We start from the raw sequence: 16,834 nt of genomic DNA on the forward strand, positions 1-16,834 counted from the left end.
AGCATAATGATTTTATTCTGAATTATTCACTGGCGGCAATACCGCCACGAACGAGTGGTGAGGGAATATGTCAACAAATACAGAATATCAACCAATTAATTGTGATGATTATGAATATTTGGAGTTAGCTTGCCAACGAGGCTTAACACTCCATATTGAATTACATAATGGTGAGCAAATTGATGGTGTCGCAGATGATCTCTTTTTAAGTAAAAAAGTTGAATATCTGAAAGTAAAAACATCTGAGGGTGCAAAAGATTTACGACTGGATATTATTGCCAGTTTTTCTCATCCCGAACTTGGCACTATCATAATCAAATCTGAATAACTATTTACATAAACAACCGCCGTAATTGGCGGTTGTTTACGACGCTTGCCACTCAATTGTTATACTTTGTTCTGTTGTTGCATTTCCCTCTAAAGTCACAAAAGTATTAACCGCTGCAATTAATGTATCGTTATAATAAATCAATGGGATACGAGTTCTTTGCCATGGGGCAATATTAAGCTCTTGCCAAATTTTCTTGCTTGATCTGGCCAAATCTCGCCCAACAATACGTAAAGATGAAGCCGTTAAGCCAAAACGAACCGTCACTTTTTCATCTGCTAACGGTGCTCTGCAGATTGTTTTACCGCTATCACGACTCACCGCTAATATCCCTAACTGATTAGGCAAAATTAAAGGTTGTGATAATGACCATTCGATAACCCTATCCGTTAGTTCTTCCATAACTGGCACAAGATAGAGGCGTTGTTGATAACGCCTAACTTCATCTTGGAAAAAACGTAACCGTGGCTCTGCATCTGCTTTAGCTAAAGCAACTTCTTGCCATAGCCGCGACAATTGAGATCTTGATGGCATGCTTTTATTACATTTAGCAAACCAACGACGCAACAATGCATTACGTTTTATTTCGCTACAGCGGGACAATAAATTGATATCTAAACTCTGATGCTCATCAATCAATTGCTGCAATTCTACATCGAGTAACTCATCTAAGAGCGCTTCTTGTTCACCACACAGTGCGGCACTACGAGTAACTGCTTGAGAAAAATGTGGCCAGCGCTGAGTCAATAGAGGCATAACATGTAAACGTAAGAAATTGCGATCATAGCGATCATCTTGATTACTATCATCCTCAATCCATAATAAACCGTGCTCATGTGCATAAGCTTCGATTTGTTCACGTGTAATATTAAGTAATGGTCGTAATAAATACCCTTGTTCAAAAGGCATTTTTGCAGGCATTGAAGACAACCCTGCCGGTCCACTACCGCGTTTAAGCGCTAATAGGAAAGTTTCCGCTTGATCATCTTGATGTTGTGCCGTCACTAAAACTTGATTAGGCTGTAAATATTGGCGATAAGCTTGATAGCGCGCTTCTCTGGCACCCTGCTCAATCCCCCCTTCTTTCCCATTGACTTGTACTCTTTCACTGATAAAACTGACCTGCCAGTTATGACAAAAATGTTCGCAATGCGTGAGCCAATCATCGGCTTTTGAATTCAATCCATGATGAACATAAATTGCCGTTAATTCTAAAGGAAGTTGATATTTATCACGTAAGCAAACCAACCCATGCAATAAAACGGTTGAATCAACTCCACCACTAAAACCCACTAAAATATGAGTATGAGAGCCAATTTGTCGTTTAATTTCGTTAATAAGAGGACAATTTTTCAGTTCCATAGCATTATCAGTTATCGAGGAATTCAATGGGTTATGTTAAGCCTTTCCATTGCATTTTGCACGAACACAACCTTTCGCCACAACATAATAAAAAAGAAAGCAGAATATAGCTTTTCACTTAAGCTGATAACGATACTAAGAAAATGCTGTCCTCATCGCTGTCATGGGTTTAAATTATGCCGTAAAACCACCATCAACGAGATAAGAAGCCCCTGTGACAAACGAGGCAGCATCACTTGCTAAAAAGGCAACAACATTAGCCACCTCTTCAGGTGTACCTAACCGACCAATAGGGTGTAAAGCGACGAGTTTTTGTTTGTCTAATTCACGCCCCTCTAATAAAGGAGTATCAATATAGCCTGGACAAACAGCATTAACACGAATACCTTGACTGGCATAATCAAGCGCTAACGTTTGTGTGAGTAATTTAATGCCCCCTTTAGAGGAGCAATAAGCAGGAAATGCATGCTGGCCGACAAAAGAGCAGATTGAACTACAGTTAACAATAGCGCCTGTGGTTTTAGTTTCTAACCAATGTTGAATAACCGCGCGGTTAATAAGAAATAGTCCATTAAGATTAACATCAAGCACTTTTTTCCATTGATCGTAATGTAATTTATCGGCAACGGTATCGGTTAAAACACCCGCATTAGCAAATAAAAAATCCACTTTGCCATAATGTTTTACTACATGCTTAACCAGTTGTTGATTATCTTGCTCATTGGCGGCATCCATTTGAACAAATTCTGCGGAAAACCCTTTATCTTGCAAATAGTTTTGTGCTTTTTCCCCACGACCTGAATGACTTCCAGTAATAACAACCGATGCCCCTAGTGATAAAAATTTCTCAGCGCTAGCTAAACCGATACCACTATTACCTCCGGTGATAATGCCTACTTTGTTGCTAAATGAAATCATAACTTTTCCTTCTTTGATTAACGATAAGCCTTATCAAATCATAGGTAGGGTTACGTATTTTTTAAGCAAAGATAAACATAAATCTTATATTTGAGATCGAGTTAACATATTGATATATAATTAAAAATGAAAGTATCACAAGCTATTACTATTAACAATAGAAATAGTTTTATAAAAGAAAAATTAGCTGGAGTGATAGTGGTGTGATAATAGCCTGATCCTATTCGCCATAAAAAAAACCCCATGCTATAGCATGGGGAGTGATCTTTTTAATGGCTAGCTAAGTACCCGCTCAATCAGCAATAGCCATATTCCATTAAGCGTTGATAACGGCGGTTAGTGAGTTCTTCTGTATCAAACTCATCTAACTGCGCTAAATCAGCTTTTAGCTGTGCTTTTAGTGATGCTGCCATTTCATCATAATGACGATGAGCACCACCTAAAGGTTCAGGGATCACCGTATCAATCAATTTTAATTCTTTTAAACGATTTGCCGTGATCCCCATAGCTTCAGCAGCTAATGGTGCTTTATCAGCACTCTTCCATAGAATAGAAGCACAACCTTCTGGCGAAATAACGGAATAGGTGCTGTACTGCAACATATTCACTTTATCACCCACACCAATCGCCAAAGCACCACCAGAGCCACCTTCGCCAATAACGGTACAAATAATTGGCACACCAAAGCGAGACATTTCTCTTAAATTACGAGCAATCGCTTCTGATTGTCCACGCTCTTCAGCGCCCACCCCCGGGTAAGCTCCCGGAGTATCAATAAAAGTGATAATAGGTAATTTAAAACGTTGTGCCATTTCCATTAAACGTAGCGCTTTGCGATAACCTTCAGGAGCTGGCATACCAAAATTACGACGAATTTTTTCTTTCGTTTCACGTCCTTTTTGATGACCAATGATCATCACCGGACGACCGTCTAAACGAGCAATACCACCGACAATCGCTTTATCATCAGCATAAGCGCGATCGCCCGCCAACTCCTGAAAATCAGTAAAAACACGATTAATATAATCAAGGGTATAAGGTCTTAATGGATGACGAGCAAGTTGTGCCACTTGCCATGCACCAAGATCAGAGAAAATTTTTCGAGTAAGTTCTAAACTTTTTTCTCTTAAGCGTGCAACTTCTTCATCAATATTAATATCAATTTTTTCATCATGTTGGCTAACTGCGGTTAGCGAATCGATTTTCGCTTCTAACTCGGCAATTGGCTGTTCAAAATCCAGAAAATTAAGACTCATAACATTCCTATTCTAGTCAAATTCTAATTCCACCTGCTCATTACCCAGCAGAGTTCGCAGATCGGTCAAAAGCATATCAGTCGGCGTTACTCGCCATGTTGCACCAAAACGCAAACGTGCACAGGCATCATGCTTTTGAAAATAAAGATGAACCGGGATCGTGCCTGAACGATGAGGTTCTAAAACGCCGCGAAGACGATTTAATAATTGCTCATTAATTTGCCTGTCTGATAACGAGATAGCAAGCCCTCGAGCATATTTTTCACGCGCTTCGTTAATATCCATTAATTCGCGGACTGTCATTTTAAGCCCACCGTTGAAATCATCAAAGCTGACCTGCCCGGTAGCAATTAAAATCCGATCTTGTTCCAATAGATGTTGGTATTTATCTAATGCATCGGAAAATAACATAATTTCCAAACGACCAGAACGATCATCTAACGTACATATACCAATTCTATTCCCTCGTTTAGTGGTAAAGACTTTCGAAGCAAGGACTAATCCTGCCACTTTTACCATCTGACCTCGGGGGGTAGGTACTAAATCTTTTAGACGGGTTCCTGCCGCATATCGTTCAATTTCTTTTAGATAACGGGTGATGGGATGTCCCGTTAAATATAAACCGAGGGTTTCTCGCTCACCTTCTAAAACAACTTGATCTGGCCATTTAGGTACATTGGCATAAGAACGTTCCACTTGCTCTGGGGCTTCTGCCAATACACCAAACATATCGGATTGCCCAATGGCTTCCGCTTTTGCGTGTTGATCTGCCGCCTTTAAGGCATCTTCCAGCGAAGACATTAATGCTGCACGGTGAGGCCCTAATTTATCAAATGCGCCTGACATTATCAGTTTTTCCATCACTCGGCGATTCAATTTTTTGGTTTCTGTTCTCGCACAGAGATCAAAAATATCTTTAAAATGACCACCTTGTTGACGCGCTTCGACAATTGCCTCAATAGGGCCTTCTCCAACCCCTTTGATGGCCCCTATGCCATACACTATTTCGCCTTCATCATTAACATGGAAATGATAAAGCCCACTATTAATATCTGGAGGAAGGACTTTTAAACCCATTCGCCAACATTCATCCACCAGACCGACCACTTTTTCGGTATTATCCATATCTGCAGTCATGACTGCCGCCATAAACTCCGCAGGATAGTGAGCTTTTAACCAGAGCGTTTGATAAGAAACTAAGGCATAAGCCGCTGAGTGCGATTTGTTAAATCCATAACCGGCAAATTTCTCTACCAAGTCAAAGATTTTCATGGCTAATTCGCCATCAACACCGTTTTTAATCGCCCCCGCTTCAAACACAGAGCGCTGTTTTGCCATCTCCTCAGGTTTTTTCTTACCCATCGCGCGTCGTAACATATCCGCGCCACCCAAGGTATAACCGGCAAGTACCTGTGCAATCTGCATCACTTGCTCTTGATACAAGATAACACCATAAGTTGGCTCTAATACAGGCTGTAAGCTCTCATGTTGCCATTTAACATCAGGGTAGGAAATCTCTTCAACACCGTGTTTTCGGTCGATAAAGTTATCCACCATCCCCGACTGTAAAGGCCCTGGGCGAAACAGTGCAACTAACGCAATCATATCTTCGAAGCAGTCTGGTCGCAGACGCTTTATCAGATCTTTCATGCCACGGGATTCCAATTGGAATACCGCGGTGGTTTCAGAGCGTTGCAACATATCGAAGCTACGCTGATCGGTTAATGAAATGGCTGATATATCAACAGGCTCAAGTGATTTTTTAGCCCGCCGAGCATTAATCATTTCTAATGCCCAGTTGATTATCGTCAGTGTTCTTAACCCTAAGAAGTCAAATTTAACAAGACCGGCATATTCAACATCATTCTTATCAAATTGTGTAACCGGGTTATTCCCTTCCGGATCGCAATAAAGTGGCGCAAAGTCGGTAATTTTGGTTGGAGAAATAACGACACCACCGGCATGCTTACCCGCATTACGGGTTACCCCTTCTAATTTACGCGCCATATCAATAAGCGATTTCACTTCTTCATCAGCTTCGTAAATTTCAGGTAACTGAGGCTCGGCGGCAAAGGCTTTTTCTAACGTCATTCCCGGATCAGGGGGAACAAGCTTGGAAATTCTATCAACGAAGCCATAAGGGTGTCCTAAAACACGCCCAACATCTCGAATAACAGCTTTGGCCGCCATAGTACCAAAGGTAATGATTTGCGATACGGCATCACGACCATACATATCCGCAACGTGATCGATAACTCTATCGCGCTTCTCCATACAGAAATCAACGTCAAAGTCAGGCATTGATACACGTTCTGGATTAAGAAAACGTTCAAACAGTAGATCAAACTCAAGAGGATCGAGATCTGTTATCTTAAGCGAATAAGCCACCAGTGAGCCAGCACCTGAACCACGTCCTGGCCCTACAGGAACACCGTTATCTTTAGACCACTGGATAAATTCCATCACTATCAAAAAGTAACCGGGGAATCCCATCTGGTTAATAACTTTAAGTTCAATCTCAAGGCGCTCATCGTATTCAGGACGTCGCTTTTCTCTCTCTTGCGGATCAGGAAATAAAAAGGCAAGGCGCTCTTCTAAGCCCTCTTTGGACTTTTTAATTAAGAAATCTTCTGTACTCATATCCCCGGTCGGGAATTGAGGAAGAAAGTATTCACCTAAACGAATGGTCACATTACAGCGTTTGGCTATTTCAACACTGTTTTCTAATGCTTCAGGAATATCAGCAAAAAGCTCACACATCTCTTCTTCTGTGCGCATATATTGCTGAGGACTGTAGTGTTTAGGACGTTTAGGATCGGATAATGTGAAACCATCATGAATAGCCACGCGAATTTCATGAGCATCAAAATCATCACTATCCAGAAAACGGACATCATTTGTCGCAACAACAGGAAGCCCTTTTTCTGATGCTAAGGCTACAGCTTCGTGTAAGTAGCTCTCTTCATCCGGACGCCCAGTACGAATAAGCTCTAAATAATAGCTATCAGGAAAGTGCGTTTGATAATATTCAAGACATTGCTCAACTAAAGCTCGATTACCGCGTAGTAGGAATTTACCAACATCTCCCATTCTACCGCCAGAAAGCAACAAGAGACCTTCTTTATATGTTGTTAACCACTCTTGTTTGATAACCGGTCCGGCAGCACCATAACCATGTTTATAAGCTTCAGAAATCAATAGTGTTAGGTTTTGATATCCCACATTATCACGGGCGAGAATGGTTAAATGCGCGTATTCATCACCTAATAGTTCCGTTTCCAGATAGACATCTGCACCAACAATAGGTTTGATACCGGCACCATGAGCCGCTCCATAAAATTTCACTAACCCACATAAGTTAGTGAAATCTGTAATTGCAAAAGCAGGCATACCCAGCGAAGCCACTTTCTTCACAAGAGGCCCTGTTTTTGCCAATCCATCGATCATTGAATAATCGCTGTGTACCCTTAGATGGATAAAACGAGGATCTGCCATATCTTATTAATTACTCTGTGGATTAGACTAAATTTAAAGCACGTTTTACAGGCGCAAAACTTTTACGATGATAAGGCGTTGCCCCTAATGAAGCCAGTTTTTCCATATGGAAGGCTGTTGGATAGCCTTTATGTTTGGCAAAGCCGTAATCAGGATAAAGTTTATCTAGCTGTTCCATTTCCCTATCACGGGTAACTTTAGCCAGTATTGACGCTGCGCTAATTTCTTGAACTAAACTATCACCTTTAATCACCGCTTGAGATGCCATTGGCAAGTTAGGACAACGGTTTCCGTCGACTAAGACCATATCAGGCGTTATGGATAATCCCGCGACAGCACGCTCCATGGCTTTCATCGTTGCCCAAAGAATATTCAGTTTATCTATCTCTTCAGGCTCAGCACGTCCAATAGCCCAACATAATGCTTTTTCTTTTATTTCATCATAAAGCGCATTGCGTTTTTTCTCGGTCAATTTTTTCGAGTCCATTAATCCTTGAATAGGATTAGCTGGATCGAGGATCACCGCAGCAGTAACTACCGCCCCCACCAATGGTCCGCGACCGACTTCATCGACGCCAGCAATTAGGTTTGCTTTAGGATAGACAAATTCCATTATTGACCTGCTAATTCTAAAACTGCATTCGCTGCTTGCTCATCAGCACGACAACGGATAGCTGAGTGTAATTGTAAAAATATCTCTTTTAAGTGTTGTGCTTTTTCCGCATCCGTTAATAGGGGGAGTAATTGTTCTGCCAGTGCTTCTGGTGTGCACTCTTCTTGCAGCAACTCTTTAATTATTTCCCGTCCTGCTAATAAATTGGGTAAAGAGACATAGGGCGTTTTAACTAATTTTTTTGCTAACCAAAAGGTAAATGGTTTCATACGATAACCCACTACCATCGGGCATTTCGTTAACATGCATTCTAAGGCGGCTGTACCAGATGCTAATAAAGTCGCATCACTGGCGGTCATCGCCTCTCTTGCTTGTCCATCTAAGAGTTGGATTTCAAGTTTTGGGGCAACACTTTGATGTATTTGTTCAAATTGTGCCCGTCGCTTCGCATTTACCAAAGGGACAACAATATGTAATGCGGGGATCTGTTGCTTTAATCGCTGCGCTGTTTTTATAAAGTCCGCACTGAGCATTTCCACTTCAGAATGCCGACTTCCTGGTAGCAGAGCTAAACAGATTGCCTCTTGATCAATACCTAGGTGTTCACGAGCCGCTTTTTTATCAGGGTGTAACGCAATTGCATCAGCCATTGTATGACCGATAAAGCGACAAGGAACCTGATATTTATCGTAAAACGCTTTTTCAAAAGGAAGGAAAGCTAAAACCAAATCCGTTGCTTTACCAATTTTAAAAACCCGTTTTTGACGCCAAGCCCATACTGATGGACTGACATAATGGATAGTTTTCAACCCTTTTTGTTTTAAGCGACCTTCAAGGGTGATATTAAAATCAGGAGCATCAATACCAACAAAAACATCTGGCTTAAGTTGTGTAAAGCGTTGAGTGAGATCTTTTCTGATCTTCAATAATCGTGGCAAACGTTCAAGTACTTCCACGACCCCCATCACCGCAAGCTCTTCCATTTCATACCAAGCTTCACAACCTTCTGCTTGCATCAAAGGACCTGCGACACCAACAAAACGAATATTGGGATGCATTTGTTTAAGAGCGCGGATTAATCCCGCGCCCAAGATATCACCGGACGTTTCACCAGCCACAAGGCCGATAACTAACGGACGCTGTTTTATAGATGATTGGCCTGACAAGGTCATATCCTAATTAGCGAATAATACCGCGGTTTGATTTTGCTGAGTTTTCCAGAAAATCACTGAATATTTTTACATACTGATTATTATTGTCTGCGGCTAATTGAGCAATCTCTTCTCGCGCTTCTTCAAGCGTTTTACCATTACGATAAAGTATCTTGTAAGCGTTACGAATGGCATGCAGATCTTCTTTTGCAAAACCGCGACGTTTTAATCCTTCAATATTCAAACCATAAGGGGTGGCATGGTTTCCTTGTGCAATCACAAAAGGAGGAACATCTTGTGCTACACCGGAACAGCCGCCCACCATGACATGTGAACCAATCTGACAAAATTGGTGAACCGCACTCATACCACCGATTATCACATAATCACCTAAAGTGACATGTCCACCTAAAGTACCGTTATTTGCAATAATACAGCGATCGCCAATGATACAATCATGAGCAACATGGGTGTTGATCATCAATAAGTTATCATTGCCAATTTTAGTAATATTACCGCCTTGTGTCGTACCACGATGAATAGTGACACTTTCGCGGATAAGATTGCGATCACCAATAATGACTTGGGTCGGCTCACCACGATATTTCAGATCTTGGTTTACTTCACCGATAGAGGCAAATTGGTAAATCTGATTATCACGGCCAATGCGTGTATGGCCATTAATAACCACATGAGATTTGATATCTGTACCTTCACCAATCTCAACATGGCTACCAATAACGCAAAAAGGGCCAATGCGAACATTAGCACCAATTACCGCACCCTCTTCAATAATTGAAGAAGGGTGAATTACTGCGGATTTATCAATCATAAGCTAGACCTCACGGCGGCGAGCACACATCATCTCAGCTTCGCAGGCAATTTCTCCATCAACTTTAGCGACGCCTTTAAAGCGCGCAACGCCACGGCGTTCTTTAATGAATTCAACCTCAAGAACCATTTGGTCTCCAGGTAAGACAGGACGTTTAAAGCGAGCACCGTCAATAGCAGCAAAATAGTAAAGTTCACCGGGTTCCAGTTTTCCTACGCTTTTGAATGCTAAAATACCTGTTGCCTGCGCCATTGCTTCGAGGATCAGTACACCAGGGAAAATAGGTTTGCCCGGGAAGTGACCTTGAAAGAAAGGCTCATTAAAAGATACATTTTTTACTGCTCTTAGAAATTTCCCTTCTTCAAAATCAAGGACACGGTCAACCAATAAAAATGGGTAACGGTGTGGAAGTAAATCTAAAATTTCTTCGATTTGCAGAGTATGATTATCACTCATTGCAATACTCTTCCTGTCTAATAAAACTGAATCTAATTAAGAATGACACGACCTGCTGTGACTCAAAAAGGGAGTTAACGCGCAGGTCGCAAAATAGGTAACAACAACCGTCAAAGATGCTACTTGTTACTTGTCGCTATTTTCTACTTGACGTTCTAGCGACTTTAGCCTTTTTTGCATTTCATCAATTCGCAGCACCAGTGCTGCGGTTTTACGCCATGCTTTATTCGGTTGTAACGGAATGCCAGAAGAATAAACCCCAGGTTCAGTGATAGGACGCATAACCATCCCCATTCCTGTTACCGTAACTTTATCACAAATTTCCATGTGACCATTGATAACACTTGCTCCACCAATCATACAGTAACGCCCAATCTTCAGGCTCCCCGCCATGATGACACCACCTGCCACAGCAGTATTGTCACCAATAATGACGTTATGTGCGATTTGGCACTGGTTATCAATGATAACACCATTACCGATAACTGTGTTATCTAATGCGCCTCTATCGATGGTAGTACATGCACCAATTTCGACACGGTCACCAATGATCACTGAGCCTAACTGAGGAATTTTAATCCAATTGCCACGCTCATTGGCATAACCAAAACCATCAGAACCAATGACAGTACCAGATTGTACTAAACAATCTTTACCAATGATAACTTCATGATAAACAGAGACATTTGCCCACAAACGGCTATTATCGCCGATATGTGCTTTTTTACCAATAAAACATCCTGCACCAATAACTACGTTATTACCTAACTCAACACCTGACTCAATGACCGCATTGGCACCAATTGAGACGTTATTCCCTAATTTAGCATCAACGGCAATAACAGCAGAAGGATGTATATCTTGTGCTGGCGCGGGCGTAGTATCCATAATCTGAGCCATTTGTGCATAAGCCAGATAAGGATTTTTCACCACCAGTGCAGCAACAGGACAAAAAGGAAGATCAGCCTCTGTTAATACCACCGCAGCGGCCTGACATTCACTTAATTTTTCACGATAGCGACTATCGGAAAGAAAGGTAATTTGTTCACCATTTGCTAAGCCCATTGAAGCAAGACCGGCGATAGTGATATCACCATCGCCGTGTAACTGTGCATTCAATTGCTGAGCAAGATCAGCTAATCGAATTGAAAACATCTATTATTTAACCTGTTTTTGAACCTGAGCAGTAATATCTTTACCGTCTGCGAAATAAGGAACAGTGTTTGCATCTAAAATCACATCATAACCTTCTTTTTTCGCTACAGCATCAACAGCGTCTAATACACGTTTCATGATTTTATTACGCTCTTCTGCTTGACGACGGCTAAAGTCTTGCTCAAAAGCTTGTGCTTTTTGTGCATAAGCTTCACGTTTAGCAACCAGATCTTTTTCTGTATTAGCACGTTGTGTCGCATTCATGGTTGGTGCATCTTTTTGGTATTTCTCAACCGCAGTTTGTAATGCTTTACCTAAATTTTGCAATTCGGTATCACGTGATTTAAATTCATTTTCCAATTGTTTCTCTACCGCATCACGGTTAGGCACTTTTTGGAGAACTTGACCGATGTTCACAACACCTACTTTATCTGCAGCTTGAGCGCCTGCTGACATCGTCAATGCCATTCCTAGGGCAGCGGCACATAACAATTTTTTCACGATAGACTCCTTAAAACCCAAAATAAATTTTTTGTCAGATATGAGATGTCTTTTCTCAATATATAGAAAAGGCATCAACTTTACTTACATCGCTACCACGTTCTACCAATATTAAACTGGAATTGCTCAGATTTATCGCCTTCGTAATCTTTAATTGGCTTCGCATAAGAGAAGACTAACGGACCTAAAGGTGATAACCACTGTAAAGCCACACCGGTTGAAACACGTATATTACTTGCCTTACCAAAATCAGGCATACCAGCAGTCCAATTAGAATTAGTACTGTTCCAGTTGGTATCCCATACCGTACCCGCATCAACAAACATTGAAGTTCTGACGGATGAGGAGTATTTATCATCAATAAATGGCGTTGGTGTGATCAGTTCAAAGCTAGCCACCGCCATAGCATTACCACCGACCGCATCGCTAGATAATGAAGGATCAATTATCGTACTCCCATCATCTTTTGTAATTTTTTTCAAATAAATCGCTTTAGGACCGATATTATTGGAACGGAAACCACGTACTGTACCAGAACCACCGGCATAGAAGTTTTCATAGAAGGGTAATTCTTTACCCCCTAAACCGTCACCGTAACCTAAACGACCTTTGAACAAGGTGACCCAAGACTCTTTTTCATCAAGAGGGTAATAAGCCATACCGTCCCAAGTTACTTTATAGTACTTGTTATCAGAGCCCGGTATAGTAATACGTCCACTTAAATTACTTCTTGCCCCAGAGGTTGGGAAGAAACCACGGTTTAAGTTATTAAATGTCCACCCAAGACTGACAGTATAGTCATCCGCATTAAAGGATTCGCGTTTATCAAAGCCTGGGTTTTCCCCCATACTTTCAAGATAACGCCACATCGCCACTTGAGGTTCCATCCGTGACAGGCCGTTATGGGTATAGCCTAAGCCAAGACGAGCCGAGTTGTATTCATTGATAGGGAAACCTAAGGTGCCGTCTAACCCATAAGATTTATTGGTATAGCCGGATAAATCTGCATCATTAGCTCGGAAATCGTTATAGAAAATACGACCTCCTAAGCTGACACCATTTACAGTAAAGTAAGGATCAGTGACTGACAATTCAGCATACGTTGAGTAATCATTTTTACTGGCATTAATCGCAACGGCATTCCCCGTTCCTAACCAGTTATCCTGTGTTACCCCAACTTGGAAGCTGACACCACTTTCTGTACCGAAACCGACACCAAAGTTAAGTGAACCCGTATTACGCTCTTTGACACGATAAACGATATCAACTTGATCAGGAGATCCGGGAATACGCTGTGTTTCCGTTTCGACTGTTTCAAAATAACCTAAACGGTTTAAACGCTCTTTACCTTGTTCAACTAAATCGCTACCTAACCAAGCCCCTTCCATTTGACGCATTTCACGACGTAAAACAGAGTCCTTGGTTATATCATTACCCGCAAAACGGATTTGACGCACATAGAAACGATTCCCTGCATCAACGTTAACATGCAGTTTTACCGTTTTATTTTCATCATTAATTTCAGGATTTGTCATCACCCGTGGATAGGCGTATCCATAGCGACCTAATAGATTTTTAATCTCATTTTCTGTTTTGGTCACTTGAGCACCGTTATATAGTGAGCCTGGTGCGATTTGGATCAGATCTTCAATCTCTTTGGTATAGCCTGCGGTATTACCATTGATTTCGGTACTTTCAACCGTGTATTTATCACCTTCTTTCAGGTTAATAGTAATATAAATACCTTTTTTATCAGGCGTTAAGCTAACGTTTGTGGATTCAATATCAAAACGTGCATAACCACGATCTAGATAAAAACTTCGTAATGTCTCTAAGTCACCAGCGAGTTTTTGTTTCTGATATTTTTCATCAGCCGCTAAGTTCCACCAAGGCACATCATCACGTAGTTGGAAGCGGTTAACTAATTCAGCAGTACTAAATGCTTTATTACCAACAATATTGATTTGTTGAATAGTAGCTGAAACACCTTCGGCAAATACCAGTTTTAAATCAACACGGTTACGAGGAAGAGGAGTCACAACAACTTTTACTGTGGCGTTATATTTACCAACACTATAGTAGAAATCTTCAAGACCTTTCTCAATATTAGCCAACATTGTTCGGTCAAGTGTTTCACCAATACGGATATTGGAAGCATCAAGATTTTGCTTAAGCATATCTTCTTTAATTGCTTTGTTACCTGAGAAAGTAATACTCGCAATTGTTGGACGCTCTTTAACTTGAACAATAAGTACATTTCCGTCACGCAGAACCCGAACATCATCGAAGTTTCCTGTCGCAAATAATGAACGGATAGTTCGACTAATATCATCATCACTGACCGAATCTCCAACTCGGACAGGCATGTTCAGTAATGCTGCACCAACGGCGACGCGTTGAAGACCTTCAAATTGAATGTCCTGAACTACGAATCCGTCTGAACCGTATGCAGTGGCGCTGCCCAGCAGCAGCGACGCTATAAGCAACTTTTTCATCGCCATCGTTGTTTTGTGTTTTCCTAACCGGTCCCTGCTTATTTTATTATAAGCGAGAGAAATCATTGAAAAGTGCAAGTCCCATTAACAGCATCAGTGCCATAACACCGAAACGATAACAGACATCTTGTACACGCTCAGATACCGGCCCTCCCTTTATCTTCTCGATAACCAGGAAAAGCAGGTGCCCACCATCTAAGACAGGCAGGGGAAACAAATTAATGATCCCCAGATTGACACTGATAAGTGCGATAAACATCAAATAATAAACAAAACCTGAATCCGCAGACATTCCAGCGCCTTTAGCGATAGAAACCGGTCCACTAAGATTTGTTAACTTGACATCACCAACCACTAACTTGCCAATCATTTTGACAGTCAAACCCATTAACTGCCATGTTTTATCAGATGCTTCATATAACGCTGAAAATGGGTTGTATTGTTGCATTATCAAGTATTGCTCATCTGGCGGTAATACTTGTAGCTTCGCACCCACTTGTCCAACTTCGCTACCATCTTTCAGCGCTATTGCTGTAGGAGTAATATTTAACACCAAAGAAGCACCGTTACGTTCAACTAACACTTCCAACGTTTTGTTGGGGCTTTGTCGAACAAAATAAGTAAATGGGTGCCAAGTATCAATTGGCTGACCATCGACTTTAACGATCCGATCCCCTGCTTGTAAACCTGCTTTTTCAGCCGCAGAGTCTGGTGTTACTTCTACAACTTTAGAGTCCAACCGTGCGCCAACAGGCATGATGCCTAGGGATACGATAGGATCTTGTCTTTCAGGATCAAAATTCCACTGTTGCAAATTCAGTATATTCTCACTCTCAGAAAGAGAGTTAGGCTGAGTTACAACGAAAGTCACCTCTTTTGCACCAATTTTACTCACTAATGCTAAACGAACAGCATTCTGATCAGGCGTTTCGATACCTGCAACGGATTTTAGTTCCATTCCCGGCGTTAATTTTGCTTGTTCTGCGATAGAATCAGGGCGAATATCTGCAATTATTGGCTTTAATGCCGGCACCCCTATCATAAAAACAAGCCAATAAGCCACAATGGCTAATAAGAAATTTGCAATAGGTCCGGCGGCAACAATAGCGGCTCTTTGCCCGACGGTTTTATTGTTAAAAGCGAGATGACGACGCTCTGGTGCAACTTCGGCGACACGCTCATCCAACATTTTTACATAGCCACCTAAAGGTATCCATGCAACGACAAATTCGGTGCCATGTTTATCTGTTTTACGCCAAATCGCTTTACCAAAACCAATAGAAAAACGCTCAACATAAACGCCACAGCGTCTTGCTACCCAAAAATGTCCAAATTCATGTACCGTAATAAGAATACCTAAAACGATAATAAACGCGGCTAGATTCCACAGGATACCCATTGCTTACCTTTACATTTGAAAGCCAGAAGAAACTAAAAACACCAATCCAGCGAAAACAGGGATCGCCGCGGTCAAACTATCAATACGATCTAGCACACCACCATGCCCAGGGATAAGCTGACTACTGTCTTTTATGCCAGAAACACGTTTAAACATACTCTCAGCCAGATCGCCGAATACGGAAACAATCACCACGATGCCCGAAATCAGTAATAGATGGTTAGGCACTTCAGTAATTGGTGCGAAACGCGTAAATAGCCATGAAACAACACCAGCAGTGATTAACCCGCCCACCAGACCTTCCAAGGTTTTACCCGGTGATACTTTCGGTGCCATTTTATGTTTACCCATTAAACGGCCAAATGCATAAGCCCCTGAGTCCGCAGCCCAAACCAATAACATGACATACAGTAACCACCAGGCCCCTGTATATGAGTTTGTGCTATATCCCAACATACGTAGCGTCATCATGCCACAATAAAAAGGAACAATCGTCAATATACCGAACAATAACTTAAGAAGAACAGAATTTTTCCACATATTGGCTGAATTCGGATAACTGACAACTAATAAAATCGCCGCTACCCACCAAAAGAGCCCAGCCCATAAGCTATTCTTAATCATTGCTGTATCAAGCAGGTGATCAAAATCCGGTAACGAGGCTTGCATAAGAACTAAGAGTGCAGCAAATCCAACACCTGTAGCAATACGTTTACCTTGAGAATGCCAGCCGATAAATTGAGCCCATTCCCAACCCGCTAAGCCTGAAATGGCAATAATAACTAATCCAAATCCTGCGGGAGGAAGAAGAAATAAAGCAGCAATAACAATAGGGATTAGTATTAATGCAGTAATGACACGATACTTAAGCAA

14 protein-coding genes are annotated in these 16,834 nt (G+C 41.5%); 1 reads left to right on the plus strand and 13 read right to left on the minus strand.

Going from position 1 to position 16,834, the window contains the following annotated elements:
* Window positions 1–67: 67 nt before the first annotated feature.
* The gene (gene rof, locus PMI_RS11190; RefSeq protein ID WP_004245453.1) at window positions 68–328 is read left to right on the plus strand and encodes a Rho-binding antiterminator; all 261 of its coding nucleotides are present in this window, start codon (window positions 68–70) and stop codon (window positions 326–328) included.
* 36 nt (window positions 329–364) lie between these two features.
* On the opposite strand, the gene tilS is transcribed toward rof, so the two are convergent.
* From tilS to cdsA, 13 genes are all read right to left on the minus strand, one after another.
* On the minus strand, window positions 365–1,690 hold the full coding sequence (gene tilS, locus PMI_RS11195) for a tRNA lysidine(34) synthetase TilS (RefSeq protein WP_004248710.1): 1,326 nt from the start codon (window positions 1,688–1,690) through the stop codon (window positions 365–367).
* A gap of 174 nt (window positions 1,691–1,864) precedes the next feature.
* Window positions 1,865–2,608: an SDR family NAD(P)-dependent oxidoreductase gene (locus PMI_RS11200; protein ID WP_004245455.1), complete on the minus strand. Its 744-nt coding sequence runs from the start codon at window positions 2,606–2,608 to the stop codon at window positions 1,865–1,867.
* 296 nt (window positions 2,609–2,904) lie between these two features.
* On the minus strand, window positions 2,905–3,864 hold the full coding sequence (gene accA / locus PMI_RS11205) for an acetyl-CoA carboxylase carboxyl transferase subunit alpha (protein ID WP_004245456.1): 960 nt from the start codon (window positions 3,862–3,864) through the stop codon (window positions 2,905–2,907).
* A 12-nt stretch (window positions 3,865–3,876) separates the two neighbouring features.
* A complete protein-coding gene (dnaE, locus tag PMI_RS11210) occupies window positions 3,877–7,359 on the minus strand; it encodes a DNA polymerase III subunit alpha (RefSeq protein ID WP_004248711.1) in 3,483 nt (1,160 codons plus the stop codon).
* A 22-nt stretch (window positions 7,360–7,381) separates the two neighbouring features.
* The gene (gene rnhB / locus PMI_RS11215; protein WP_004245458.1) at window positions 7,382–7,972 is read right to left on the minus strand and encodes a ribonuclease HII; all 591 of its coding nucleotides are present in this window, start codon (window positions 7,970–7,972) and stop codon (window positions 7,382–7,384) included.
* Window positions 7,972–9,144 (minus strand): lipid-A-disaccharide synthase, encoded by a 1,173-nt coding sequence (gene lpxB, locus PMI_RS11220; RefSeq protein ID WP_004245459.1) that lies wholly within the window; start codon window positions 9,142–9,144, stop codon window positions 7,972–7,974. Before lpxB ends, rnhB begins: the two co-directional genes overlap by 1 nt.
* A 7-nt stretch (window positions 9,145–9,151) precedes the next feature.
* The gene (gene lpxA, locus PMI_RS11225; protein WP_004245460.1) at window positions 9,152–9,955 is read right to left on the minus strand and encodes an acyl-ACP--UDP-N-acetylglucosamine O-acyltransferase; all 804 of its coding nucleotides are present in this window, start codon (window positions 9,953–9,955) and stop codon (window positions 9,152–9,154) included.
* Between the two features lie 3 nt (window positions 9,956–9,958).
* Entirely contained in the window at window positions 9,959–10,411 is a 453-nt protein-coding gene (gene fabZ / locus PMI_RS11230) for a 3-hydroxyacyl-ACP dehydratase FabZ (protein ID WP_004245462.1), read from the minus strand.
* A gap of 126 nt (window positions 10,412–10,537) precedes the next feature.
* Entirely contained in the window at window positions 10,538–11,566 is a 1,029-nt protein-coding gene (gene lpxD / locus PMI_RS11235) for a UDP-3-O-(3-hydroxymyristoyl)glucosamine N-acyltransferase (protein ID WP_012368299.1), read from the minus strand.
* Window positions 11,567–11,569: 3 nt separating this feature from the next.
* The gene (locus PMI_RS11240; RefSeq protein WP_004248713.1) at window positions 11,570–12,067 is read right to left on the minus strand and encodes an OmpH family outer membrane protein; all 498 of its coding nucleotides are present in this window, start codon (window positions 12,065–12,067) and stop codon (window positions 11,570–11,572) included.
* Window positions 12,068–12,159: 92 nt separating this feature from the next.
* Window positions 12,160–14,568: an outer membrane protein assembly factor BamA gene (bamA, locus tag PMI_RS11245; protein WP_012368300.1), complete on the minus strand. Its 2,409-nt coding sequence runs from the start codon at window positions 14,566–14,568 to the stop codon at window positions 12,160–12,162.
* 40 nt (window positions 14,569–14,608) lie between these two features.
* Window positions 14,609–15,961, minus strand: coding sequence for a sigma E protease regulator RseP (gene rseP / locus PMI_RS11250; protein ID WP_012368301.1), 1,353 nt, complete (start codon window positions 15,959–15,961; stop codon window positions 14,609–14,611).
* A 9-nt stretch (window positions 15,962–15,970) separates the two neighbouring features.
* Window positions 15,971–16,834, minus strand: a complete 864-nt coding sequence (gene cdsA / locus PMI_RS11255; protein ID WP_012368302.1) for a phosphatidate cytidylyltransferase — start codon at window positions 16,832–16,834, stop codon at window positions 15,971–15,973.

It is taken from the genome of Proteus mirabilis HI4320 (assembly GCF_000069965.1).
GTDB classification, from domain to species: Bacteria; Pseudomonadota; Gammaproteobacteria; order Enterobacterales; family Enterobacteriaceae; genus Proteus; species Proteus mirabilis.